Origin of the sequence: Cohnella silvisoli, assembly GCF_021190915.1 — a bacterium.
Lineage (GTDB): Bacteria > Bacillota > Bacilli > Paenibacillales > Paenibacillaceae > Cohnella > Cohnella silvisoli.
In genome coordinates this window covers 170874-195112 of record NZ_JAIOAP010000009.1, presented here as the reverse complement: position 1 = coordinate 195112, position 24239 = coordinate 170874, and the positions used below count along the sequence as shown (strand labels likewise).

Below are 24239 nucleotides of genomic sequence, written 5' to 3'. Positions count from 1 at the left end.
ATGATTTGGAGGAGAGGAAGAGAGAGATGGTACGGAAATCGTTATTAAGCAAGCTGATCGAACAAAGGACCCTAGTGTTGATGTCGGTTCCGTTATTGCTATGGCTGTTCGTATTTCGCTATATTCCCGTCTGGGGCTGGACCATCGCCTTTCAGCATTTTCGGCCCGGAACAAAGCTGTTCGATCAAGAGTGGGTCGGTTTCGATAACTTCAAGTTCCTGTTTCAAGATGAATCGTTTTACCGGGTTATGCGCAATACGCTCGCGATGAGTTCGATTAATCTCGTACTCGGCTTCATTACCGCGATCACGCTGGCTATTCTGCTGAACGAGCTTCGTCATCTTTATTTCAAAAGAATCGTGCAAACGATCAGCTATATGCCGCATTTTATCTCTTGGGTCGTCGCTTCCAGCATTATCGTAAACGCGCTCTCTACGGAAAGCACGGGCATCGTGAATTTGATCCTGCTTAAGCTCGGCATCATCCAGGAGCCAATATTGTGGTTAGCCGAAGGGAAATATTTCTGGGGTATTCTCGGCACGGCGGAAGTATGGAAAAACTTAGGGTGGAACACCATCATCTATCTGGCAGCGATCACGACAATCGATCCCGCGCAATACGAAGCCGCCGAGATCGACGGGGCAAGCCGCCTGCAGCGAATTTTGTACATTACGTTGCCGGGATTAAAGCCGGTCATCGTTATTCTGTTGATTCTGAATCTCGGAAACATACTTGAGTCGGGATTCGAGCCGCAATATTTGCTTGGCAACGGTTTGACGGCCGACTATTCCGATAACCTTGACATATTCGTCCTGAAATACGGTATCGCCATGGGCAACTTCTCGTTCGCGACGGCCGCCGGCGTATTCAAAACCGTTATCAGCTTCATATTGCTGTTTTCCGCTAACCACATCGCCAAGAGACTCGGTCAGCCCAGATTGTTCTAGGAGGATTACCATGAAAACATCGACTCGATATGCTTCCCCGGGCGATCGCATTTTCGATTTCTGCAATATTGCGCTTATGCTGCTTCTGATCGCCGTTACGCTTTATCCATTCGCCAATATGATGGCCGTCTCCTTAAACGATGCGATGGATTCCTCCAGAGGCGGCATCTTTCTTAAGCCAAGAATATTCACTTGGTACAACTATAAATATACGTTGCGCGAGGCGGCCATTTATCACTCGTTGCTGATCTCCGTTCTTCGAACCGTAATCGGAACAATCGTTACCGTGTTCTGCTCGGCAATGGTTGCCTATACGATCAGCCGTCCGGAATACGTTTTGCGCAAATGGGTGGCTTTATCTTTCGTGCTCACGATGTATTTCAACGGGGGGCTCATTCCGACCTACCTGCTTAACAAAGAGCTTCATTTGATCAACAGCTTCTGGGTGTATATTATCCCGGGAATCGTAGGGGTATTCAACGTCATCATCATTCGTTCGTTCATCGAGGGCATCCCGGACGGCATTATCGAATCGGCCAAGATGGACGGAGCTGGCGATTTCGGAACGTTCATGCGAATCGTGTTGCCGCTATGCTTGCCCGTGCTTGCTACGGTATCGTTGTTTGTCGCCGTGGGGCAGTGGAATTCCTGGTTTGACGTGTTTCTATATAATTCTTCCAACATTAATCTGAGCACCCTGCAGTACGAACTCATGAAAATATTGCAAAGCTCCAACGGATCGATGACGCAGAAGACGGTCGGCGATGTCCTATCCAATCAAACCGGGCACGTGATGAACCAGGTAACCCCGGCTTCGATCCGCGCCACGATGACGATCATCGCGAGCCTGCCAATCATTATGGTGTATCCGTTTCTGCAAAAATATTTCGTGAAGGGAATGACGCTCGGGGGCGTAAAGGGTTAAGAGGAAAGAAAGAAGAGCAGCTTCCGCAGAAGGAACGTCCGCGGAAGCTGCCTTGCGCTTATATTCTGACGACGGTTTGATTGATGATCTCGGCCGTAGCCGGAAACCTAAGCTTATTGGAGCGATCCTTAATGAAGTATTCGAAGTCTCCGCCCGTTGCCGGGATCGTCGCCCGGTATACGCCGCGGTTTACGTGCTTCAGAGGCACCTTATCGTAGATGTCGCCGCCGAGAGGTTTCCAGTATACCGCCGCATCATCGGGGCGAACTCCGAGAAAAAGGACGGTCAAGTTGAGCTCTTCATCTTCATTCAAGCTTGTCCTGACAGTCGGGACGATGAGTCGCGGTTTGCCCGAATAAGACATCGACGGCTGGGCGTCCTGCGGCAACGGTTCGCCGAGCAGCGCTTCAAGCTGTTGCCCGGATCGATTAATGATGTGGTGCAACGCCTGCTGCTGAATATTGGCGACGGTGCCAAGCTCGCCGGGAGTTGAAACGGAGGCGAGCAAAAACCGGTTCAGTTCGGCGACTAAACTTACGATTTGTTTACGTATCGGCAGCAATTTAAGCTTGGCTTGCGATTGCTTGATCGATTCGTCATGCTCGTTGGCGATCGGTTCCATCGCGGTTTCGTAGGCACCGAGAGCGCATCCGATTTGGGAAACGCAGCGCAGGAAGCGGAATTGATTAAGCCAGTAATCGAATCTCTCCTTATTACCGGGTCCTAAAACATAAGGCTGCAAGTTTTCAAGCCTATCCAGAAAAACGTAATTTTGTGCGACGACTTCCCACGGCGATCGGTCAGCCGTGATCGTACTGCCGGGACCGGTGCCCCAAACGACAGGCCGTGGCAGATTCCCATCGGCGAAAACGAACTGCTCCGCGATCAATGCCGCGGCCTCCGGTCCGAAACGGGCGGTCGCCCAATCGAGGTAAAAGTCCGTTACATCCATGTTGCGATCCCGTAAGTTCAAGGGCAGTAAATCGGCTTCATAGTCTTCGATCGCTTCGCCGCCGCAGTTGATCCTGCGCGAGTAGGCATACCCTTTGAATTGGTTGACGTCGGCCGTTTGTCCAGTAATTTCGATTCCGGACAAGCAAGCTTCACCCTTAACGGAGCGAAAGAGCAAATTGAGCGTTCCATCCGTCACCAGCACATCGGGAAGGATCAAGTCGTAAGGCTTGTTAACGCCAGCATGTTCGTAAAGATCGATCGTTCGGGATATCGCTCTCGCTTGCGCTTCGCTATACACGGATACGGTGAACACGCGCTCGCCGACCGCAGCCGCTGACCATTCCCGGAAATTCAGCGTTACCCGATAAGTCCCGACCGGGATAAGCAAACGGTAGCCTTCCAGCCCAGCACGAACTGTCCGGTGAATGTCCGTCAGGCCGTCGTTATGTGCCGCCTTGTCCGACTGCGCCGGAATGGATGTCGCGATACCGCCGATAGAGCCTTCCGGGCGGTGTTCTTCCAAGTGCTTCCGGACGCCGAATTCGGGATTCCACCCGGTTTGATTCCAACCAGCGGCCGCAAGCGCGGAAATATTGGGATCGATAATTTTCGTTCGCCAATGGATGCCCATTAATCCGTTGCATCCGTAGGCTGCGGCATCCGCGGCATCCCTGCGCATGCGTCCCGCCCATAGTTGAGGCAAGATCATCGCGGGATCGTCTTCCATCCAAGGGATCGCCCAAGTCGGTCGCCGTTCGATCGCCTGGAATCCGGTGTCGACGAATTCGAAGCCGAGATGCCGGTTAATGCAGCTGAACGGAACGTCTTCGGGCAGCAAGCGGTCGAACTGCGAACGATCCTGCTGCGGTCCGAGCACCCAGCCGCAGGTCGCGATGGCGAACGGAGCATTCGTATTGTTCGCCGCGACGATGGCGCTCTGGATATCGCGAAGAACGGCTTCCGATTGCTCAACCGTGTTGCCTTTCCACGTCCAGTCTTCGGGTGTCCATAACCAATAATAATCAAGCGGGTGAACGTTTTGAATGCGGGTGAACATGCCTTCGTACAGTTTGCGAACCGTATCCGGGTCATCCGCATCCATGCCGGCGGCTTTCAATCGCTTTCGTACGGCTTCGGGAACGGTAAGCGGCGTTTCAGTCCCGATGCACGTTCGGATTCCAATCTCCTTCGCGTAACCGAAAGCATTGCGCAACAAGCTGCCGAACTGATCGAAAAGCTCATTCTCGGCACTTTCGTCCGCGGGCCATGGCGTCTTTCCCGCCATGTAGGGAGCTCCGTAATCGTCGCGGTCGAACAATTCACTTGCCCCATCGCGATAATCGCCTGTCGGCCGGGGAGTGAAACCCCATACCTCGCTTGCGGTCGTGAAATGCCGGGCTGGGTAACTGGAGGAAACGCCGTCCTCGCGGACGTCATCGGGCACACCGATCCATATGCCCGGCTCGGCGTTATAGGATAGCGGGTCAGGCTGCTTCTCCGGGTAGGTGTGCAGGCTGAAAAAGTTCATGCGCAGCTTAGGCAATTGGGACAGAACGGCCTTGTAATCGTCTTCGCTCCACCAATCCGGGCCTTCCGGAAAATCGTGAAAAGGTAAAATACCCCGCAGCTCGAACAAAGGCACTCCACTTTCGTCGATATCCGGCAAGCTTAAGTCGATCTGACGATCGGGCACGATATCGCCGTGAAGAGCGAAGCGGATGCCGAGATGCTCAGCCACCCGATAAGCGGCATATAGAATGCCGCCATCGCGACCACCCGTTACATGAATCCATTTGCCATCCGGCGAGGTGACGGTTGCGATCCGATATTCCTGTTCTCGGCCTTCTATGGCGATGGAATAACCGTTAGCTCCGGCTGGCAAGACGTCGGAGCTAACGAGAGGGAGCAGCCGCGAGGTTCGCAAATAAACGTATCTCCGAATTTCACGTGCGGCAAGCAGCTCCTGCTTGGCGGCGTTAGTCGGGTAAACGATAAGAATAGGCTTAGACATAATACGTTCCTCTCCGATTTGGTTTTAGTTTAATCGTAGGAGGATTAGGCATTCCATTCAATGAACAGATGTATTTATTCCATGCACGATATTCCTCAATTTGGAGGGGGCATAATAATATGGGCATCATTTCCGAACTGTTGTTGCATTTGCAAGAGGATACGTCTAAAGTGAAAACCGTTGCCCTTGGCTGCTCGGAGCATATCCATTATTCCGGCATTATGGAGGTCAAATCCTATATCGACAATCATCCGTTCGTGAGCTTCCGGCTAACCGAGCTCTCTAATCGAGCGGGGATGAGCCGAAGCTTCTTCTGCACTCTTTTCAAAGAAATGGTTGGGGTATCTCCGATTGTTTACAGCAACATGTCGAAAATAAACCACGCCAAGAAGCTGCTGCGTCAAACCGGCAAAAGCGCAACGGAAATTTCGTACGACTGCGGCTTCGAAACGGTCACTTATTTTTTCCGCGTGTTCAAGAAGGTCGAGGGCCTAACCCCCATTCAGTACCGAAACCGTTCCCAAAGGCGTATCGATTAAGCTTGCTGCCACGGGTTTTGGTAAAATAGAAAGAGCAAGTATAGTTTCCAAGGGAGGCAAACATGAGAAAAACCTGGTATTACCGCTTGCTATTCTCCTATATGCCGGTCTTTTTCCTGATCGTGTCTTTCCTGTTCTTCATCTTCTTCCAAGCCCTCAGCGAGCGAGCGCAGCAGGATACGACCCGGATATACGAGACCATAGACAGCCAAGCGCAGCAATCCGTTGAGCAGGCTTTGCAGTCGATTGATTATTTGATGGTCAATAAGCAGACGAACAATATTACGCCGGGCACCTTTAATTTGATCGATTTCTTTAATCAGGAAGGGCAGCCGTCTCCTTATTTTACCTATCAGGCAAACAAAGAATTCAACAATATGAAGCAGTTGAACCTGCTTATTCACTCCATCTATTTAGTGCGCGAGCGGGATGGTTACGTTCTTAGCGCCAATACGGTGTCCCTGCTTGACCGATTCCCGGACAGCAAATTCGTTCAAGGGCTGCTGAAAGAAAATTATTCGTATCATTGGACGAACAAGCGGAGTTTTAAGGAGTTCGAGGCATCACGGGAAGAGCAGGTCGTTACGCTCGTCCGCAAGTATATTACTAATCTTGGCGAGAGCGGCCTTATGGTAGTCAACGTGAAGGCGAACTCCTTATACCAGCTCGTCTCGCAGAGGCTTGATCGATCCGCAAGCTACGTGGACATTATCGATGGCAGCGGACAATCGTTGTTCGGCGAGAAGGAGCCTCAGCAGGACGGGCGCAAGGCGATGGCGACTCTCGAGTCGAGTTATACGGGCTGGACGTATGAAAGCGGGCTAGTTGACGGAAGCAGCTTCTCCTTGGTTCGTACCTTCTCCAACGTCTGGATTATTTTATCGATACTCGTCGTCCTGCTCGGAATCGTTACGATCATTTATATGACGAATCGCAATTACAAACCTCTTCGTTCCTTGATCGCCCAACTGGACCGGATCTCTTATGCGGGCCGGGGACAAAGCGAGGACAACCGGAATGAATTTCACTACATTCAGTCGACCGTAGACGGACTTGTCGAACGCTTTAACGTGTTTAAGTCGCAGTCGGATCAGAACATCGGCTATCGCAAAAAATCGATTTTCCTCGAAGTGATGAGCGGCACTGGATCGCTAACGAACGAGGAATGGCAATCGGAGATGGATCGGCACGGTTTCGCGGGAGGCTTCAGCAAAGCCGCGGTTATCGTCCTTTCCATCGATAAATACAAGGGCATTCAAACCCGGTTCAAGGAACAAGATTTAATCCTATATCAATTCATTATCCAGAACGCCTATACGGAGCTCGTCGAGAAATACGGCTTACGCAGCTGGAGCGAGTGGATAAATCCGAAGGAGATGTGCGGATTTATCTACGTCAACGACGAAACGCAGGTCGAACTCATGAACAATTTGCTGCAGCTGACGGAAAATGCTTTGACCTGGATTCGCTATAACCTGCCCTTCACCGTTACGATCGGCATCGGGCAGCTGACGGATTCGGTACCCAACTTGAAAGACTCCTATAAATCGGCCATGGAGGCTATCAATTACAAGACAGTGCTTGGAAGCGATCGGACGATCGGTTTCTGGGAGACGGAAGAGGGCTCCAAAGTTGAGCTCTATCATCATCTGGAGCGGATTCGCGGCATGGTATATGCTTTTCGGCTGATGGAATCCGATTGGAGAACGAAATATGCGGCGATTTATCAGAAAATCAAGGAAAACAGGCTGAAGCAGAGCGATATCGTAAATCTGTTGAATTACTTGTCATTTCACTTGTTCGAGAATATCCAAAGCATCGGGATGGACGAAGAGGTAATGGAAACGAACAAAGCGATTATGAAGGAAGTCATCGACAATTTCGAGACGCTCGAGGATGCGCAGGAAGAGCTGCTTGGCGTTCTTGAGAAGCTGGAATACATCATAACCGAGAAAACAAGCAAAGCGAATTCGCATCTGATCGCCATAGAAATGAAGCAATATATCGAAGAGCATATTTCGAATCCGGATTTATCGCTTGCCCATCTTAGCCAACAGTTCGATATTTCGTCCAAAAACGTCAGCCACCTGTTCAAGGATCAACTGGACATTAACTTTATCGACTTTCTCATTCATCGCAGGGTCGAGCTGGCGAAGCAGCTTCTTATGGATTCGAATCTCAGCATACAAGAGGTCGGTCACAAAGTCGGGTACTTGAACCCGGTTTCCTTCAATCGCGTATTCAAGCGAATCGTAGGCGTGCCGCCCGGAGATTACCGCAAAGAGCGATTCGGTTAATCGCGGAAAATGGTTAATCGCACAATCGGATCGGGAGCAGGCGTCCCGATCCGATTTATGTTTAGGCCCAGAAACATGTAAATTGCCGGATCTCAAACCGCCGTTTATAGTTGCCCTATCGAACAAAACAGTCAGCAAGAAAGGGGAGCGAAGATGGCACACTATTCACAAACGGCAGCTCAGACGAATGCGTTGGATAGGCTGGTTACTAACAAAGTACCCCGCGGCGCGTTCAAGAAAATTCGGCGGCATTGGCAGCTTTACATTCTTATTTCGGCGCCTCTGCTTTATTTTATCCTTTTCAAATACGTACCGATGCTGGGCGTCCAGATCGCATTCAAGGATTTAAACGCGATGGACGGCATATGGGGCAGCCCTTGGGCGGGATTCAAGCATTTCCAGACGTTCTTTGAACATCCGAATTTCTGGAACTTGATTCGCAATACGCTCGTCATCAGCTTGTATTCTTTAATCGTCGGCTTCCCGGCGCCTATCATCTTGGCTATCGCGCTTAACGAGCTCAAGAACGGCGTGTTTAAGAGAGCCGTACAATTAATCACGTATGCGCCTTACTTTATTTCTACCGTCGTTATGGCTTCCATGATCATCTTGTTCCTATCGCCGCGCATCGGACTCATCGATCACATCCGTACGGCGTTCGGTTTCGAGTCGATCAACTTTATCGCCAAACCTTCCATGTTCTCTTCGATCTTCGTTCTGTCTGATGTGTGGCAGTTCATGGGATACGGTGCGATCATCTATATTGCCGCTTTAGCCGGCGTTAATACACAGCTCTATGAAGCGGCTAAGATCGACGGAGCTTCCCGGCTGCAGAAAATCATTCATATCGATCTCCCAAGCATTTTACCGATTATGGTGCTGTTGTTAGTGCTTAACATGGGACAGCTGCTCAACGTCGGATTCGAGAAAGTGTATTTATTGCAAAACCCGCTGAACGTAGGAACGTCCGAAATCATCTCCACTTACGTGTATAAGATCGGCCTCGTGCAAGCGAATTACAGCTTCTCGGCCGCCGTCGGACTGTTCAATTCGTTCATTAACTTGTTGCTTGTCCTGGTTGCGAACTTCACGGCCAGACGAGTAACCGGATCGGGGTTGTTCTAATATGGAAGTATCCTACAAAATCAAAGAACCGTTTACCGACAAAATTTTGCTGGTTTTCATCTATATTTTCTTAGCTGCCGTTCTTATCGTTATTCTTTACCCGTTGATCTATATCGTCAGCTCGTCATTCAGTTCTCCGTTGGCCGTTATGTCAGGCAGAGTATGGTTGTGGCCGGTGGAGCCCACGATTAAAGGGTATACGGCGGTACTCAGCAATCCGCGGATATGGACGGGGTATGGCAACTCGCTCTTCTATACGGCGGCGGGATCGTTCATCAGCGTATCGCTCACGATCGCGATCGCTTATCCGTTATCGAAGAAAACGTTCTATGGAAGAGGCCCGATCATGTACCTGCTGATCATCACGATGATATTCAGCGGGGGGTTAATTCCTTTCTATATGACGGTCAAACAGTTGGGGCTAGTCGATACTCGCTGGGCGCTGCTGCTGCCGCAAGCTATCGCGGTATGGCAATTGTTCATCGCGAAGACGTTCTTCCAGGAGACGATCCCGAGCGAACTGAATGAAGCGGCCGAGATTGACGGCTGCAGCGACATCCGATTTCTATTGTCGATGGTGCTGCCGCTATCCAAACCGATCATTGCCGTATTGGTGCTCATGTATGCCGTTGCCAGCTGGAACGCCTACTTCGACGCGCTGATCTTTCTTAGAGATTCGGCATTGTATCCCTTGCAGATCATCCTGCGGGACATTCTTATCCAGAACACCGTCGATCAGACTATGATGGTGGACGCGAGGACAATGGAAGCTAGGCAGGGAATGAAGGATTTGCTGAAATTTTCGCTAATCGTCGTTTCCAGCCTTCCTGTCCTGATCATATACCCGTTCGTCCAGAAGTACTTCGTGAAGGGGGTTATGATCGGTTCGCTGAAAGGGTAAGACGATTCGATTTATATCCATTAGGAGGGTGTCCGAATGACAAAGAAAATGAAAGTAACCACAGTTATGCTGCTTGTCATCGTTGTTCTGCTCAGCGCTTGTTCATCCGGGGGCAAAAACACGGAAACGAGCAGCCCCAGCGCAAGCGAAACTGCAACTTCCAGCGGGCAAGCCAGTCAGCAGCCGGGATCCGGTGATCCGGTCAAGCTGACCGCATTCATCAACCAATCGCCTATGATCGCCAATATTTCCGAAAACCCTTTTACCAAGCAAGTAGAAGAGAAAACGAACGTGAAGCTCGACTTCGTAGTCGGACCTTCCAATGACAACAACGATAAACGCAACGTGCTCATGGCTAGCGGAGATTATCCGGAAATATTTTTAAGCGGCAACTTCTCCCCTGCGGAGCAGATGAAATTCGGAACCCAAGGCGTATTCCTTCCGCTTAACGACCTGATCGAGAAATACGCTCCGAACATTAAACAAATCCTGACTGACCGTCCGGATATCAAATCGGCCATTACCGCGCCGGACGGCAACATCTATGCGATTCCTCAAGTAAACGAATGTTACCATTGCTGGTACTCGCAGAAGTTGTGGATCAACCAAAAATGGCTCGACAACCTAGGCCTTAAGATGCCGACGACTACCGAGGAGTATGCGAACGTCCTGCGCGCGTTCAAGAACGACGACCCGAACAAAAACGGCAAGAAAGACGAAGTTCCGCTCAGCGGCGCGCTGTATACGTGGCATGGCGATCTGACCGGCTTCCTGATGAATGCTTTCATATACAATACGGGCGACGGTCAACCGTACTCTTATATTCGCGTTAAAGACGGCAAGGTGCAATTGTCCGCGAGCCAGCCGGAATGGTTGGACGGTCTGAAATACATGCATTCGCTTTACAAAGAAGGGCTGATCGACCAACAAGCGTTCACGCAAAATCAAGAAGGCTTGCAGCAGCTCGGCAACAATCCGGATACGGCCATCCTCGGTTCCTTCTCGATCGGGCACGTAGGCATGGGCGTTAGCAGAACGACCGACCGCCATAAGGAATATACAGCGGTTCCTCCGCTTAAAGGACCGAACGGCGTTCAATTGTCAGGCTACTACAAGTCGGTCGGTAACCAAGGAAGATTCGTCATTACGAACAAAGCGGGCCAGGATGCGCAGATCGCGGCAATCAAGATGATGGACTACTTGTGGACCGAGGAAGGCTCGTGGGGCCAAGTATTCAGCGTCAAGGGCGACAAGTGGTTCGACGCCGACGCGGGACAGTTGGGCTCTAACGGCAAAGCGGCTAAAATCAAAGTCGATCCTTCATACTTCACGGATCAAGTGAGATCCGACGGATGGGATCAAGCGGGCCCGGATTATCGTTCGCGCGATCGTTTCGAATCGCAGGCGGTTTCCCAAGACATCTACTCACCGGACGGCTACGAAGTTCGTCTCGTTCAAGAAACGAAGAAATACGAAGGCCACGAGCCGAAACCGGAAGAGTTTTTCCCGATGGACATTTTCATCAGCCCGGAGGATGGAGAGAAAGCGGCGCAATTCAAGCAAAGCATCGAGGACTACGTCAAAACGAGCATGCTGCAATTTATCGCCGGAGACAAAAACGTGGACAAAGACTGGGACAGCTACTTGAATGGCTTCAAAGGCTTAAAGCTGGACGAATATTTGCAAATTTTGCAAAAAGCGTACGACTCAAACAAAAGCAAATAAGCATGCGTGAACACTCAGTCTGGTTCCGGCCTGCGACATATTTGTCGCAGGCCGGTTTCTTACACGGGGTACTCATTCATTTAGAAGGAAGGGAACGAGAATATGATCACTAATCCGATATTGCCTGGATTTAATCCCGATCCTTCCATATTGCGGGTAGGAGAAGATTATTATATCGCGACATCGACGTTCCAATGGTTTCCGGGCGTGCAGATTCATCACTCAAGGGACTTAGTCCATTGGCGGCTGCTTACAAGGCCTTTAGATCGGCTAAGCCAACTGAATATGCTCGGCAATCCAGATTCCGGAGGGATTTGGGCTCCCTGCTTGAGCTACTCCGACGGTTTATTTTATTTAGTGTACACCGACGTGAAGAGTCACGCGGGCGCCTATAAGGACACTCACAATTACGTTGTTACGTCACCCTCCATCACGGGGCCTTGGTCCGACCCGGTTTACTTGAACAGCAACGGCTTCGACCCTTCGTTATTTCACGACGATGATGGCCGCAAGTGGGTCGTCAACATGGCATGGGATTTTCGGAAAAACAGAAATTCATTCAACGGCATTTATATTCGGGAATATTCGGCATCCGAGGGAAGGCTGATCGGACCGTCTCGGCGAATATTCGAAGGTTCGGAACTGGGCCTGACCGAAGGTCCTCACTTATACAAGAAAGACGGCTATTACTACCTCATGGTAGCGGAGGGCGGAACGAGTTACGAGCATGCGGTGACGGTTGCCAGGTCCAGGGAATTATTCGGCCCATATGAAGCAGACCCGCAAACTCCCGTCGTGACTTCATGGAACAAACCGCGGCTACAGCTGCAAAAGGCGGGACATGGAAGCCTGGTGGAGACGCAGACCGGTGAATGGTACTTGGCTCATCTGTGCGGCCGGCCGTTAGAAGGCACCGACCGTTGCAATCTTGGCCGGGAAACCGCTATTCAACGCTGTGCATGGACGGACGACGGATGGCTCAGATTGGCCGCGGGAGGGAATGATCCGCAAGACGTCGTAATTCCGCCTGCTTTGGAAGCTCATCCGTTTCCTCCGGTGCCCGAGAAAGACGACTTTGACGGCGGCGTGCTGAACATACAGTGGCAATCGCTTCGCCGTCCGTTCACGGAGGAGTGGATTTCGTTAAGCGAGCGTCCGGGATATGCAAGGATTCGAGGCATGGAATCCCCGAACTCCCGGTTCTTACACAGCTTGATCGGCCGCCGCCAGCAAGCATTTCGCTGCGAAGCCGAGACGAAGCTCGAATTCTCGCCGGAATCGTACCAGCAGATGGCCGGGTTGACCTATTATTACAACTCGCAAAACTATTATTACTTGCGGCTAAGCTGGAATGAAGATTTGAACGCCGCTACGCTCGCCATTATCGGCAACGATCATGGGATTTATCGCGAATATACGGAGCGGGAAGTGCCGGTACCTTTCGGTAAGCCGATTGAGCTTAGGCTAAAGCTCGATCAATCAGCGCTGCAGTTCGAGTTCAGAGCGGTTGGCGGGGATTGGACCGCAATCGGGCCGGTGCTCGACGCCAGCCAAATATCGGATGAGTATGCGACCCACCTGGTGGACGGTTATTTCACCGACTGGGGATTTACCGGGGCTTTTATTGGATTGTGCGTTCAGGATTTGTCCGGCGGCCGCTTGCATGCGGATTTCGACTACTTTATTTATCGCGAAACAGAAGACAAGGGAAGGCAGTGAGGACAATGTCGGCAAATTTGGAGGGCCGTCGCATCGTGTTCGTCTGCGGCGAGGACGAGTATGAATCGGAGAGAACGATGCCGCTGTTGGCGCATATGATCGAGGAACTGCATGGAGCGGAAGTAACGGTACTGAAGGCGTATCCCGACCCTGCGTCCGCGAATGACATTCCGGGGCTGGAAGCGCTGCGCTCCGCGGATTTGGCTATATTCTACATTCGTTTCCGCGAGCTGCCGGAACAACAATTTGCTTACATTCGCGAGTATTTGGAAGCCGGAAAGCCAGTCGTAGGCTTTCGCACGAGCACGCATGCCTTCCGTTACGCGGAAGATCATCCGCTGGCGAAGTGGAACGACGGCTTCGGCATCGACGTGTTGGGCGCGCCGTGGATTCGGCATTTCGGCCATTCCTCCACGACGGACGTTTCCGTGGCATGGGGAGCGGAGGATCATCCGATATTGCGCGGCGTTCCGGATCGATTTACTTGCCGGTCATGGCTCTATCAGGTGCTGCCTTATCCGCCGGAAGGAGCGACGTTGCTTTTGAACGGACATGCGGTTAATCCGGAAGACAACGGTTGGTCGATGACCGAGCATACGCCGCGCATTCATCCGATCACTTGGACGCGCAAACATTTCGGCGGAGGCCGCGTCTTCACGACTACGATGGGCCACCCCGACGATTTCGAGATTCCCGCCTTCGAGCGGTTGATCACGAACGGGATTTATTGGGCTCTTGGCTATGAACAACGAATCGAAGGGAGAGAAACGAAATGAAACTGGCTGCGATAACGGGACAGCAACAAGCTGAATTAGTAGATAAAGAGAAGCCCGCGCTGCGCGAAGGATGGGCGCTCGTGAAAATCCATGCCGCGCCGATGTGCGCGGAATATAAGGATTTCGTGCACGGCCGCCATTCGGATTGCTTAGGGCATGAAGCGGCAGGGGAGGTCGTTGAAGTGGCGCCGGGGAGCAAAGTACGGGTCGGTGACCGCGTCGTCGTCATGCCGCAATATCCTTGCGGGGAATGCGATTTATGCGTTGCGGGCGATTTTATTTATTGCGAGCATAATCTGGAACACTGGGAACCGACGATGTCCCAATATATCGCCAAGCCTTCATGGTTGCTGCCGCTCATTCCGGACGGCATTCCTTACGAGAAGGCATCTCTAGCTTGCTGCGGGCTCGGACCGTCGCATGGCGCGTTCTCGGCTATGGGGGTTAACGCTTTTACGACGGTGCTGATCACGGGACTCGGGCCGGTAGGTCTCGGCGCGATCGTAAACGCGAAATACCGCGGGGCGCGCGTCATAGCGGTTGAGATGAACGAGTTTCGCATTTCTTTGGCGAAGAAGATGGGCGTGGACCATATTATCGACCCGAGGGACCCGGATGCGGTCGCGCGGATTAAGGAACTGACGGGCGGCATTGGACCGGATTGCGGCCTCGATTGCTCAGGCGTAGTGTCCGCCCATCGGCTGCTGATCGATGCGATGAAACGCAAAGGCAAAGTGGCTTTCGTGGGCGAAAGCAGCGCGGATACGCCGATTCGGATCAGCGATGACATGCTCCGCAAAGGGCTGCAGCTGATCGGCTCTTGGCATTACAACATAAGCGAATTCCCGAATTTGATGAAGGTGATCAAGGGCTCGCCTTTGGCTGATCTTCTGATCACGCACACGTTCCCGATGAGCCGCATTCAGGAAGCGTTCGAGGTGTCGGCCTCGCAGCAAAGCGGCAAAATCATTTTAAAGCCATGGGAGTGACCGCGAAATGAAAGTCGGAATGAATATGCTGCTATGGACGGATAAGCCTAACCCTTCCGAGCACTATGACTTGTTGAGCAAAATAAAACAATGGGGCTTCGACGGCGTGGAACTTGCGGCGGATAACATGGATCCGGCGGATGCCAAGGCGTTTGCCGTAGCGTTAGACGAACTCGGGCTAGGCAGGACGACGATTGCCGCATTGGACGCAACGGTTGCCGACCCGGCTAGCCGGGATCCGGCATTGCGGTTGGCTGCCGTGAAGACGTTGAAGCTGGCGATTGATAATACTTCTTCTTTGGGAGCCGATCTGCTATGCGGCCCCTTGTTCCAAGGGTTGGGCCGGTTCACGGGTAAAGGGCCGATGGCCGATGAATGGGGCTTTGCGGTCGAGACGCTGCGGGAAGCCGGCGAGTACGCCGCAACTCTCGGAGTGAAGATCGCGTTAGAGCCGATCAACCGGTTCGAGATGTACTTGGTTAACACGTTGGATGCGGGTGTCCGCTTCGTGAAGGAAGTCGGGCTGGATAACGTAGGTTTGCTCGCAGATACACATCACGGGAACATCGAAGAGAATCATGTCGCGGAAGCTTGGCGTCAGGCGGCGGAACACATTTTCCACGTCCATATTTCGGAAAATAACCGGGGAGTTCCGGGCAGCGGGCACGCCGTCGGCCCAGAAATCTTCGACGCGTTGAAGGACAACGGGTACGACGGCTGGCTGACGATCGAAGCGTTCAGTCAGGCGGTTCCGGGGCTGATCTCGCGGCTTCATCTGTGGCGCGATTATGCAGCGCATACCGACGATGCCGCTCGCCTTGGCGTACAGTATATTCGAAAGCATATATCCTGAATGGAGGGATAGGCGATGCCGGTTGTCGACAGCAATGGCATTCATATCAATTACGTGGAGCGGGGCAATGGGGAGCCTCTTGTATTGCTCATGGGTCTCGGGGCGGACGGCAGCGTATGGGAAGAGCATGTCCGGGCTTACGAGAAACATTTTCGCTGTATTCTGGTAGATAATCGGGGAGCGGGGGGCTCGTCCAAGCCGGAAGGGCCCTATACGACGGCAATGATGGCGCAGGATACGATCGGCTTGTTGGATGCGCTCGGCATCGAAAGCGCGCATTTCTCCGGCATTTCGATGGGCAGCGCGATTGCCCAGCAGGTCGCATTGCTAGCGCCGAAACGCGTCCGTTCATTGACTCTTAACTGCTCATGGTCCGAGTGCGACCATTATTCCGTTCGAATTTTCGAGACGTTCCGAGCGGCGTATGCCACTATGCGGGCCGACGATTTCGCCAAGCTATTGCAATTATTCATCTTTACGCCGGAATACCACGAGCGTAATTTGAAAGATTTGCTCGCACGGCAGCAAGGGGCTCTGGACAATGCAGCTCCGATGCCGGCTCATGCTTTTGCCGCGCAATGCGATGCATGTATTTCGCATAATACAACCGGGCAGCTGCGAGCGATTCGGACACCGACGCTAATAACCGTTGGCGATCGTGATATTTACACCCCGCCGCATTTATCCCAATCGATCGCCCAAGAGATTGTTCATGCTGAGGTCGAGATTTTCAAAGGAAGCGGCCATACCCATCATTGGGACAACTTGGAAAAATTTAATCGGGTAACTTTATTATTTATGCTGAAGCATTGTTCGTAAGTAACCAAGTTCGCATTTCACAGGAGGTATTGTTATGAATCCCAAAATATCGTTCGGGTCGTGGGCGTTCACGTTCGGCCCGTTCTCTAATGACCCGTGGTCGTTTTCCCGCGTTCTTAAATATGTAAGCGAGGCAGGCTATCAGGGGATCGAAATCAATGGCTTCGCTCCGCATCCGACGCCGGAATCGCATCCGACCGCGTTGCATCGGAAAGAGCTAATGAAAGAGATCGAATCTTATGGATTGGGCGTTTCGGGATATGCACCGGACTTTACGGCCGTTCCTCCGGCATTGGCCGAACAAAGCGACTACTTGAAGCTGATGGAAAGCTATATGGTTTTTTGCGGCGATTTGGGGATTTCCACGCTTCGCGTCGATACCGTCAGCGCGCCGGAGCTTTTGGACGAACGCGAGTATGAGGAACGCTTCGATAGGCTCGTGTCCACGTGGCGGGCTTCGGCTCAGATGGCTGCAGCTGTTGGTATAAAGATTGTCTGGGAATTCGAGCCTGGGTTCTGGTTGAATAAGCCTAGCGAAGTGAAACGATTGATGGATTCGGTCGATCATCCGGCGTTCAAGGTGCTGTTCGATACGAGCCACGCCTATATGAGCGGTGTCATTGGCGCGCGTCATATTGGGGAGAGGGAGATTCTGCCTGGAGGAATTGTAGAGTATGCCAAGTTACTGGAGCGTCATATTGGCCACTTTCATCTTATCGATTCGGACGGTACGCTGCACGATGACGAGACGAGCACGCATGCGGCGTTCGGGGCGGGGTATGTGGATTTTAACGCTTTTTTGACGGAGCTGAAGCCGGTCGTTTCCAAGCTTGACTGGTGGTGCGTCGATTTCTGCTTTAACGCGGAGACGGAGGAATGGGGCAAGGCAGCGGTGCCGTACATTCGCGAGAGGATCAAGGAGGTTGGGTAAAATGGGGATCCGATTTGGCTTCCAAACCTATACGTGGCAGATGAGCTACGACAAATACCGCGATAGGCTTCCTTACATCCTCGACGTCGTTCAAGCTTCCGGAGGTGCGGGCGTGGAGCCGGAAGTTTGCATGCTGGGACCTTATACGTACTTTCCGGAAGCGTTTCGCGAGGATTTGGTGCGGAGAAGATTGCAGCTTGGCGCGCTTTGTCTCGCGCTTCCGTGGCTTCATTTCGAGGAGACGGAGGAGGAACGGAGAGAGGCCGACCGGGTAATCGATTATTTGCAGGTTTTTCCGGGTACGGTTCTAACGCTTGTGCAGTTGCCGGGACAAGACCGAAGCAATCTGCGGGAGAGACAGACTCGAGCGTTGGCTTGCGTTAACGCCGTATCGCAGCGCGCTTACGAGAAAGGAATCGTATGCGCCTATCACCCGAACTCTCCGAGCGGCTCGATATTCCGTACGGAAGACGATTACCGGGTGCTTATGGACGGGCTGGATTCGCGCTATTGCGGGTATGCACCGGATACGGGACATATCGCTAAGGGCGGGATGGACGTGTTGAACATCATCCGCACCTACCGTCCGATGATCCGCCATGTGCACTTTAAGGATATGAACGCTTCCGGACAATGGACGGCTCTTGGCGAAGGTGACATCGATCATCCGCAAGTCGTCCGCTACCTGCAAGAAACCGGGTACCGCGGATGGATCATGGTAGAAGAAGAGTCCAAGGCCGCCGAGCACGATCCCGACCGCGTGACGGAAGCTAACGGACGTTATATCAAGGGTGAATTGGCTGGATTAGTGGTTTGAGTGGGTGATTGACTAGGTTCAGAATAAACTCGAACTGCAGAGAGAAAGTTAGCATAGATCACAATCTTTAATGTAATAAAATATAACACATTAGACAAGATTCACATATTTTCGTTTGACAAAAGCTTTTCTTGTGGTAGTATTGCGTTATAAAACTTAATAAATAATTAGCTTTCTAGGGTTCCGTTTATATTAATGTTATATAAACTAACATTTATATAAAGTCTGGACCAAGAGATAGCGGCTGCAGAACAAGCGGCTACACGGAGGGATAAAAACCCGGGAGAATAGAGTCACTCTATCCTTCCGGGTTTTTACATATTTATAAGGGGGTTACATCATGAAAAAGCGAAATCGTCTTTCTCTCGTGCTTCTGGTATTAGTAACGATGGTCGTATCGGCTTGCGGAAAGACATCGTCCAAGAGCGACGATATTACGTTGCGAATCTCTTACAATCTGTGGGTAGGAAGCGCGGGACTATTCATTGCCGACAGCAAGGGATATTTCGATGAAGCTGGAGTTAAAGTTAAGCTTGTCGAATTCGCAAATCCGACGGAAGCGACTCAGGCGCTGCTCAGCAACAATGTGGATATCGCATCTACGACGTTGGACACCGCAGTCATGGTGAAAACCAATGAGCTTCCTAAGCAAGATTTAAGAGTATTTAACCTTACAGATTTGTCTAACGGAGCAGATGGTATTGTAGCAGGCAAAGATATTAAATCCATAAAAGATTTGAAAGGAAAGAATGTAGCGGCTACGATCGGTGCAGTGAATCACTTCCTACTCGACCATGCGTTGAAGCAAGCGGGCTTAAGTGAGTCGGATATTAACTTGAGCAACGTCTCGCCTGAACAAACAGGCCCGTTGTTCCTTGCCAACAAAGTGGATGCGGCAGTGACCTGGGAGCCCTATCTCTCGGAAGCGTTAGCCAACGGAGGGAATCTTATCTTCTCCACGAAAGAAGATCCGGATCTCATTATTGACGGCATGATGACGTCCGCAGATATGATTACGGATCATGAAGGGGCACTTCGTAAAGTTGTAGCTGCTATTGAGAAGGGCACTCAATTCTATTATTCCAATACCGATGAGGCTGCCAAGATCGTCGCCATGAAGCTGGAGACGAGCGCGGATGAAGTGAAGGCGATGATGGATGGCGTCAAGTTAATACAGCAGGATGAGGTTAAGAGCAAGATGACCGATGGCATGAGCAGCTTGGAAGCAAGAACACAGGAATATTCCAAGTTCTTCTTCGAGCAGAAGCTAATTTCCAAGGAAATTAAAGCTGCCGATTTGTTCGATACCTTTCTATTCAAATAGCCCAATCTGTACAAGGAGTGAATGAAATGAAGAAACAAGTGGATACGATTGTCGGGAAAGCAGCAATACTCATTATCGATGTGACTAAAGGATCGCTTCTTCCACCGGATAAAACACCGATACCGATTTTTGATGCTCAAACAGCGGTTAATAATATTAAAGAGGTTGTTGATGTAGCCCGTACTGTTGATATTCCAATTATTTTCTTCCAAGAGCTTCACCGTAGAGAAATGGTCGATTTCGGCAGAGAATTGGATGGGGTCGAGGACGTACACTGCTTGGAAGGGTCTGAAGATGTTGAGTTTATCGATTATTTGAAACCGATGGACGGAGAGTTCTCGATTGGTAAGCGCCGTTACAGCTGTTTTTTCGCAACGGATCTAAATATTTTGTTAAAGGGGCTTAAGGTAGAGACGCTGATAATTTGCGGATTCCTTACCGATGTCTGCGTCCATTATACCTCTGCAGATGCGCATCAGCACGATTATTACGTCCGGATCATGCATGATTGTGTCAGAGGATCGAGCCCGGAAGCGCACCAAGCTTCGTTGAATGCGATTAAATACTTGCAGACGGCATCGGAAACGAATTCAAAGGAAATCATAGGGTTGCTGGAGAAAATGACGGTTAAAGCATAGCGTCAAACGATAGTTACACTAAGCGGCGGCAGGCTGGCGTAGCAGCAGTACTTTTACCGCTGCAGTTGTCCAGTTAGTCTGATACCGAGAAATGTATATGTAGAGTGGATAGGTTTTTTAAAACTAGTTTGTTAGAAAACAAAGAAGGCTGTCCCACCAGGTTGCGAACGACGTGGTAGGACAGCTTTCCTTCGGCTTACCGAAGTCTAGGCGTTATTGCGATATCGATCGAACACGCGGTAAGTCCGCTCAGCGGCTTCGCTGATCCGGATCGGATGGAATGCAGGCAGCTCCGCATATAGAAGATCATTCAAGGGAGCCGTCCATGAAGCGGGCAGACGCGATCCGCCTAGCATTGCGCCCATGATCGAGCCGACGGTGGCGCCGTTGCAGTCGGTATCCCACCCGCCGAGTACGGAGGTCGTCACCGCGATCTCGAAATCGCCGCGTGCATAGATAAGGGACGCGGCTACTAGCGCGGCGTTATTGTTCGTATGAACACCGTCGTAATGGCCGAAAGCCTGCCATAGTCGATCCGCCAGTTCCGTCTGGCTTCCGGCTGTTTTCGCGATATCGACAGCTTGCCGGACGTCTTGCGCGAGCACGCTGTTCGCCGGAATTTCGGACAAACCGATGTCAACGAGCTTTTCGGCATCGCTCTCTACGAAAGCTGCGGACACCATGGCCGCCACGAACATTTCGCCGTAGATGCCGTTCTTCACATGGGAAAACGAAGCGTCGCGCCATGCTAACTCCGCGGCCAATTGGGGCCGACCGGCGGCGCCGTAGCCCCAGCCGTCCGCGCGAATCTGCGCTCCGATCCACTCGCGGTAAGGATTCAAATGAGTGGCTACCCAAGGCTTCCCTTTCGTCTCCCAATCCTCGGGCTTTTTCTCCCCTAAATGGGCGGTAAGCTGCGTGAAGTTCAAGTACGCTTGGGTTTCCGCTGTACATACTTGTTGGTAGGTCAAATTACGGTGCCACAACTTGCCGATATCCCATGAGTCGAAATCCATGCCTTTTTCCTCGAGCATAATCAAGCCTAGTACCGTGTAACGGATATCGTCATCCGTTTCCATGTACTTGATGTCTTCGCGCGTGCTGCGAAGTCCGTAGGGAGCGAGCGCCAAACCGTACTGCTCGGCCGCCCGGGAATCCTTCGGAGTGTAACCGATTATCGGCCATGCATCCGCGCCTTCGAACCACAATTGCACGTTCCGCCAGCCCGGACGTCCATGAGAACCTTGCATGAAATCGGGTGTTTCGATCGGTTTGCCTAGAGCGCACCCGACGCAGCGGCCGAGCCATGCGCCGAGAAAACGATCCTGCCACTCCTCTTCGGTATGAGAAACCGGCAAGGAACGCGGTCCATCTGGCCGCAATGCCCGAATGCCCGCCAAATCCGAAGGCTGGTTCGTATCGGGACCCGCTGCCGGAACTGCGGCATACATTTCCTTCCAGAGCGCCAACAAAGCGGATTCGTCTTCTTCGTCAACCGTTTCCACACGCTCGTCCCATCCCGGAAGCTCACAGCCGTCCAAACGTTTTTGCTTCAACTCATCTCTCAACAATTGCTTCAAAGGAGCCCAACCCGCCAATTCGGTCGCCACCATTCCTAATTGTAATTGGAATCCGGAATCGATTCGCTTAGACCATCGTAGCACTCACTTTTAATGCCTTCTTCTCAAAATCGTCGCTCATTCTCAAAACGTGCCTATCCGATTGTTATGAAGGAAGGTGCTGCGGTACTCCAAAGGCGATACCCCTACATGAGTTTGGAATAAGCGGTAAAACGTCGGCAAGCTCTGAAAGCCGCTCTGGAATCCGATGTCAGCTACCGCAAGCTCGGTTTCGGTGAGAAGTCTCTTCGCTTCGCGCAACCGGTGTTCGGTCAGATGGCTGCGCCAGCTTCTGCCCGTAGATTGGTGGAATAATCTCGCAGCCGTCGCAGGACGGACCCCGAGAACGGAGGCCACCTCCGATAGGCTTACCGTCTCGGCATAGTGATCGGCTATCCATTCCAACGCTGGCGAAAGGCGATTCAATTCACCCGTCATCTGCTTCCAATCGTGCATGGAGGTTGCTCCGGAATAATGCCTTGCCAACTCAACGCATAGCTCGAATAATAAGCATTTGGCCATGGTTTCGTATCCGTTGTTGCGATGCGTCCATTCCTCGAACAGTTTTTCCATTAGGCTTCGAATTCGCACGGCAATATCGGCTTCTCCCGGCAAACGATTATGGAATAGCGCCGGGCGATAGGAAAAAGGCAGCAACAGGTGAGGATTTTCCTTGCGAAGCAAGTCCGGGTCGAAGTTGACGAACAAATAGACGCTCGGGCGATGGGGATTGGACTCGGCAATATGCGGCTCAACAGGATTAACGATGAAGACGTCCCCTTGCCGTACCGGATATTGTTTTTCTCCAAAATAGAAAGTTCCTTCACCTTGAATGCAACAGCCGATTTCAAGGCTGGAATGCGTATGAAGCGGCTGACGATAAGGCATCGGCGACCAACGAAAGACGTTCAGCGGCAGTGACGTCCTGTATTTAATGTTAAGTTTCAAGAGTTTGTCCTCCCGCTCTTACTCCTTATCCTGCTCCCGCATCCGCGTCATCTGCTGCCAGACGGAGCCGGCGGCTTCTTCGCCGCGCTCGATGCGGGCGACGGCCATCTCGGCTTGCAGCCGCACTTCGAACTCTGGCTCGCTGCCAGCGATTCGGCGAAGCGCCTCTAACGCCGATTCATCTCCGGCTTCGTATAGAAATCGAGCGGCCCGCCAACGGACGAGCTTGTTGGAATCCTCCAACGCCTCGATCATCGGTCCGATCGCAGCCGTATCGCCAAGATCGGACAACGTATCGCCTGCAGTCCGGCGTACTGAACCGGAAGAATCCTTAAGCGCGGTGAATAGATGCGACATCGTCTCGGGAGTTCGCAGATCGCCGAGATAGACAACGGCGAGCCGCCGCACCGAAACTTGGCTGTCGCGTAAAGCAGCGGCGATTACCTCCAAATCCTCCGGCTTGGGCTTCAACCGCTCCAAAGCCGCGTAACGCTCTCGCCAATCCTGCGACTCGAGCGCATGAAGAACTTCTCCTCCCGTCAGCGGAGCGGGAGGAGCAGGGGGCGCGGCTTCCGGCCCGGCGGCCTTCGCCTGCGCGATCAAATCCTGAAGCCGCGCCTCGGAATAAGCGGCTTCCAGCTCTCGCTGAACCTCGTCGAGTACCTCTTGAGGTTCGCCGTATCTGACGCCGAGCTCTTCCAGCTTGCGCTCGCGTATCATCGTGGAACCCGCCGCCTCCGAGACGGCTTGGCTGAATCTTTCGGGCATAGCGGCCCGGAATTCCTGACCGCCGCTCCGCACGCGGATTTGCATCGGAATTCCGCGGAACATTTGCACGCGAACGTGCGCCTCTCCGAATCCTTCCGTCTCCGGTCCCGCGGCTGACGCCGCGCCATCTCCCGCTAGGCCGAAAGCTTCGCGAACGCCGTCCAGAATGGCGGCCCAATCCGCGTTTCCCTTGCGATCGATCGCAAGGAAATCGGATGTATGGAACACTCCCTTGATACCGGGAACATCGAGCAGCCTAGCAACAAGCGGAGGTATGGCAGTTGCGTTAGCGACGTTTTTGCCGTAATTAAGCCGCACTCCGGGATCGAGCCGGACGTCAACGTTCAGCTTCATTGTATTTGGACTTGGGGTCGGTTCGATGGACAACAATTTCATGGAAAACCCCTCGCTTTCCTTCTTTTAATTCCACAATACAGCAACGGGGCCTCTTTTGCCAAAACGAAAGCGCTTTTTACAAGAATTTGATGCTGCAATCCCAAATGTATTCATAACACTTTATCGTCCAATGCCGATGTAATTGAAACGCCCATTGACAGCCGTAAATCGCAGTGGTAAGTTATGTATGTTAGTAATAACTAACATTCGAATGAGGT

20 protein-coding genes and 1 riboswitch are annotated in these 24239 nt (G+C 52.0%); of the genes, 16 read left to right on the top strand and 4 right to left on the bottom strand.

The window, feature by feature from the left end; all coding sequences use genetic code 11:
- Positions 1 to 26: 26 nt before the first annotated feature.
- Both K7P76_RS18045 and K7P76_RS18040 read left to right on the top strand, forming a co-directional pair.
- Positions 27 to 947 carry an ABC transporter permease gene (locus K7P76_RS18045; RefSeq protein WP_232186713.1) on the top strand — a complete coding sequence of 307 codons (921 nt, stop codon included), beginning with the start codon at positions 27 to 29 and terminating at the stop codon, positions 945 to 947.
- A 10-nt stretch (positions 948 to 957) separates the two neighbouring features.
- Complete coding sequence (locus tag K7P76_RS18040; RefSeq protein WP_232186712.1) at positions 958 to 1872, top strand: carbohydrate ABC transporter permease; 915 nt, start codon at positions 958 to 960, stop codon at positions 1870 to 1872.
- 58 nt (positions 1873 to 1930) lie between these two features.
- Here K7P76_RS18040 and K7P76_RS18035 read toward each other — a convergent pair whose 3' ends face one another.
- Positions 1931 to 4837 (bottom strand): malectin domain-containing carbohydrate-binding protein, encoded by a 2907-nt coding sequence (locus K7P76_RS18035; protein WP_232186711.1) that lies wholly within the window; start codon positions 4835 to 4837, stop codon positions 1931 to 1933.
- A 119-nt stretch (positions 4838 to 4956) separates the two neighbouring features.
- On the opposite strand from K7P76_RS18035, the gene K7P76_RS18030 reads away from it, so the two are divergent.
- From K7P76_RS18030 to K7P76_RS17965, 14 genes are all read left to right on the top strand, one after another.
- On the top strand, positions 4957 to 5376 hold the full coding sequence (locus K7P76_RS18030; protein ID WP_232186710.1) for a helix-turn-helix domain-containing protein: 420 nt from the start codon (positions 4957 to 4959) through the stop codon (positions 5374 to 5376).
- A 62-nt stretch (positions 5377 to 5438) separates the two neighbouring features.
- Positions 5439 to 7673: a helix-turn-helix domain-containing protein gene (locus K7P76_RS18025; RefSeq protein ID WP_232186709.1), complete on the top strand. Its 2235-nt coding sequence runs from the start codon at positions 5439 to 5441 to the stop codon at positions 7671 to 7673.
- Between the two features lie 153 nt (positions 7674 to 7826).
- Positions 7827 to 8798, top strand: a complete 972-nt coding sequence (locus K7P76_RS18020) for an ABC transporter permease (RefSeq protein WP_232186708.1) — start codon at positions 7827 to 7829, stop codon at positions 8796 to 8798.
- A 1-nt stretch (position 8799) separates the two neighbouring features.
- Positions 8800 to 9699 carry a carbohydrate ABC transporter permease gene (locus K7P76_RS18015; RefSeq protein ID WP_232186707.1) on the top strand — a complete coding sequence of 300 codons (900 nt, stop codon included), beginning with the start codon at positions 8800 to 8802 and terminating at the stop codon, positions 9697 to 9699.
- 36 nt (positions 9700 to 9735) lie between these two features.
- The gene (locus K7P76_RS18010) at positions 9736 to 11424 is read left to right on the top strand and encodes an ABC transporter substrate-binding protein (RefSeq protein ID WP_232186706.1); all 1689 of its coding nucleotides are present in this window, start codon (positions 9736 to 9738) and stop codon (positions 11422 to 11424) included.
- A gap of 102 nt (positions 11425 to 11526) precedes the next feature.
- On the top strand, positions 11527 to 13143 hold the full coding sequence (locus K7P76_RS18005) for a glycoside hydrolase family 43 protein (protein ID WP_232186705.1): 1617 nt from the start codon (positions 11527 to 11529) through the stop codon (positions 13141 to 13143).
- A 5-nt stretch (positions 13144 to 13148) separates the two neighbouring features.
- On the top strand, positions 13149 to 13919 hold the full coding sequence (locus K7P76_RS18000; protein WP_232186704.1) for a ThuA domain-containing protein: 771 nt from the start codon (positions 13149 to 13151) through the stop codon (positions 13917 to 13919).
- Entirely contained in the window at positions 13916 to 14908 is a 993-nt protein-coding gene (locus K7P76_RS17995; protein WP_232186703.1) for a zinc-dependent alcohol dehydrogenase, read from the top strand. Before K7P76_RS18000 ends, K7P76_RS17995 begins: the two co-directional genes overlap by 4 nt.
- 7 nt (positions 14909 to 14915) lie before the next feature.
- Complete coding sequence (locus K7P76_RS17990; RefSeq protein WP_232186702.1) at positions 14916 to 15761, top strand: sugar phosphate isomerase/epimerase family protein; 846 nt, start codon at positions 14916 to 14918, stop codon at positions 15759 to 15761.
- A 15-nt stretch (positions 15762 to 15776) separates the two neighbouring features.
- On the top strand, positions 15777 to 16580 hold the full coding sequence (locus K7P76_RS17985; protein ID WP_232186701.1) for an alpha/beta fold hydrolase: 804 nt from the start codon (positions 15777 to 15779) through the stop codon (positions 16578 to 16580).
- Positions 16581 to 16614: 34 nt separating this feature from the next.
- Positions 16615 to 17511, top strand: a complete 897-nt coding sequence (locus tag K7P76_RS17980) for a sugar phosphate isomerase/epimerase family protein (RefSeq protein WP_232186700.1) — start codon at positions 16615 to 16617, stop codon at positions 17509 to 17511.
- Between the two features lies 1 nt (position 17512).
- Positions 17513 to 18328, top strand: coding sequence for a sugar phosphate isomerase/epimerase family protein (locus tag K7P76_RS17975; RefSeq protein ID WP_232186699.1), 816 nt, complete (start codon positions 17513 to 17515; stop codon positions 18326 to 18328).
- Between the two features lie 164 nt (positions 18329 to 18492).
- Positions 18493 to 18616, top strand: a riboswitch (guanidine-I (ykkC/yxkD leader).
- Between the two features lie 52 nt (positions 18617 to 18668).
- Entirely contained in the window at positions 18669 to 19652 is a 984-nt protein-coding gene (locus K7P76_RS17970) for an ABC transporter substrate-binding protein (RefSeq protein WP_232186698.1), read from the top strand.
- Positions 19653 to 19678: 26 nt separating this feature from the next.
- A complete protein-coding gene (locus K7P76_RS17965) occupies positions 19679 to 20290 on the top strand; it encodes a cysteine hydrolase family protein (RefSeq protein ID WP_232186697.1) in 612 nt (203 codons plus the stop codon).
- Between the two features lie 206 nt (positions 20291 to 20496).
- Here K7P76_RS17965 and K7P76_RS17960 read toward each other — a convergent pair whose 3' ends face one another.
- The 3 genes from K7P76_RS17960 to K7P76_RS17950 all read right to left on the bottom strand — a co-directional run bounded on the left by K7P76_RS17960 (position 20497) and on the right by K7P76_RS17950 (position 24021).
- A complete protein-coding gene (locus K7P76_RS17960; protein WP_232186767.1) occupies positions 20497 to 21888 on the bottom strand; it encodes an ADP-ribosylglycohydrolase family protein in 1392 nt (463 codons plus the stop codon).
- 105 nt (positions 21889 to 21993) lie between these two features.
- A complete protein-coding gene (locus K7P76_RS17955) occupies positions 21994 to 22857 on the bottom strand; it encodes an AraC family transcriptional regulator (RefSeq protein ID WP_232186696.1) in 864 nt (287 codons plus the stop codon).
- Positions 22858 to 22875: 18 nt separating this feature from the next.
- Positions 22876 to 24021: a conserved virulence factor C family protein gene (locus K7P76_RS17950; RefSeq protein ID WP_232186695.1), complete on the bottom strand. Its 1146-nt coding sequence runs from the start codon at positions 24019 to 24021 to the stop codon at positions 22876 to 22878.
- Positions 24022 to 24239: the final 218 nt, after the last annotated feature.

Excerpts from the sequence above, each read along its gene's own strand:
- K7P76_RS17995 (WP_232186703.1), top strand. The coding sequence starts at position 13,916 with ATGAAACTGGCTGCGATAACGGGACAGCAACAAGCTGAATTAGTAGAT.
- K7P76_RS17975 (WP_232186699.1), top strand. The coding sequence starts at position 17,513 with ATGGGGATCCGATTTGGCTTCCAAACCTATACGTGGCAGATGAGCTAC.
- K7P76_RS18045 (WP_232186713.1), top strand. The coding sequence starts at position 27 with ATGGTACGGAAATCGTTATTAAGCAAGCTGATCGAACAAAGGACCCTA.
- K7P76_RS17950 (WP_232186695.1), bottom strand. The coding sequence starts at position 24,021 with ATGAAATTGTTGTCCATCGAACCGACCCCAAGTCCAAATACAATGAAG.
- K7P76_RS18000 (WP_232186704.1), top strand. The coding sequence starts at position 13,149 with ATGTCGGCAAATTTGGAGGGCCGTCGCATCGTGTTCGTCTGCGGCGAG.
- K7P76_RS17980 (WP_232186700.1), top strand. The coding sequence starts at position 16,615 with ATGAATCCCAAAATATCGTTCGGGTCGTGGGCGTTCACGTTCGGCCCG.
- K7P76_RS18025 (WP_232186709.1), top strand. The coding sequence starts at position 5,439 with ATGAGAAAAACCTGGTATTACCGCTTGCTATTCTCCTATATGCCGGTC.
- K7P76_RS18020 (WP_232186708.1), top strand. The coding sequence starts at position 7,827 with ATGGCACACTATTCACAAACGGCAGCTCAGACGAATGCGTTGGATAGG.
- K7P76_RS18035 (WP_232186711.1), bottom strand. The coding sequence starts at position 4,837 with ATGTCTAAGCCTATTCTTATCGTTTACCCGACTAACGCCGCCAAGCAG.
- K7P76_RS18015 (WP_232186707.1), top strand. The coding sequence starts at position 8,800 with ATGGAAGTATCCTACAAAATCAAAGAACCGTTTACCGACAAAATTTTG.
- K7P76_RS17985 (WP_232186701.1), top strand. The coding sequence starts at position 15,777 with ATGCCGGTTGTCGACAGCAATGGCATTCATATCAATTACGTGGAGCGG.
- K7P76_RS17965 (WP_232186697.1), top strand. The coding sequence starts at position 19,679 with ATGAAGAAACAAGTGGATACGATTGTCGGGAAAGCAGCAATACTCATT.
- K7P76_RS18005 (WP_232186705.1), top strand. The coding sequence starts at position 11,527 with ATGATCACTAATCCGATATTGCCTGGATTTAATCCCGATCCTTCCATA.
- K7P76_RS18030 (WP_232186710.1), top strand. The coding sequence starts at position 4,957 with ATGGGCATCATTTCCGAACTGTTGTTGCATTTGCAAGAGGATACGTCT.
- K7P76_RS18010 (WP_232186706.1), top strand. The coding sequence starts at position 9,736 with ATGACAAAGAAAATGAAAGTAACCACAGTTATGCTGCTTGTCATCGTT.
- K7P76_RS17990 (WP_232186702.1), top strand. The coding sequence starts at position 14,916 with ATGAAAGTCGGAATGAATATGCTGCTATGGACGGATAAGCCTAACCCT.
- K7P76_RS17970 (WP_232186698.1), top strand. The coding sequence starts at position 18,669 with ATGAAAAAGCGAAATCGTCTTTCTCTCGTGCTTCTGGTATTAGTAACG.
- K7P76_RS18040 (WP_232186712.1), top strand. The coding sequence starts at position 958 with ATGAAAACATCGACTCGATATGCTTCCCCGGGCGATCGCATTTTCGAT.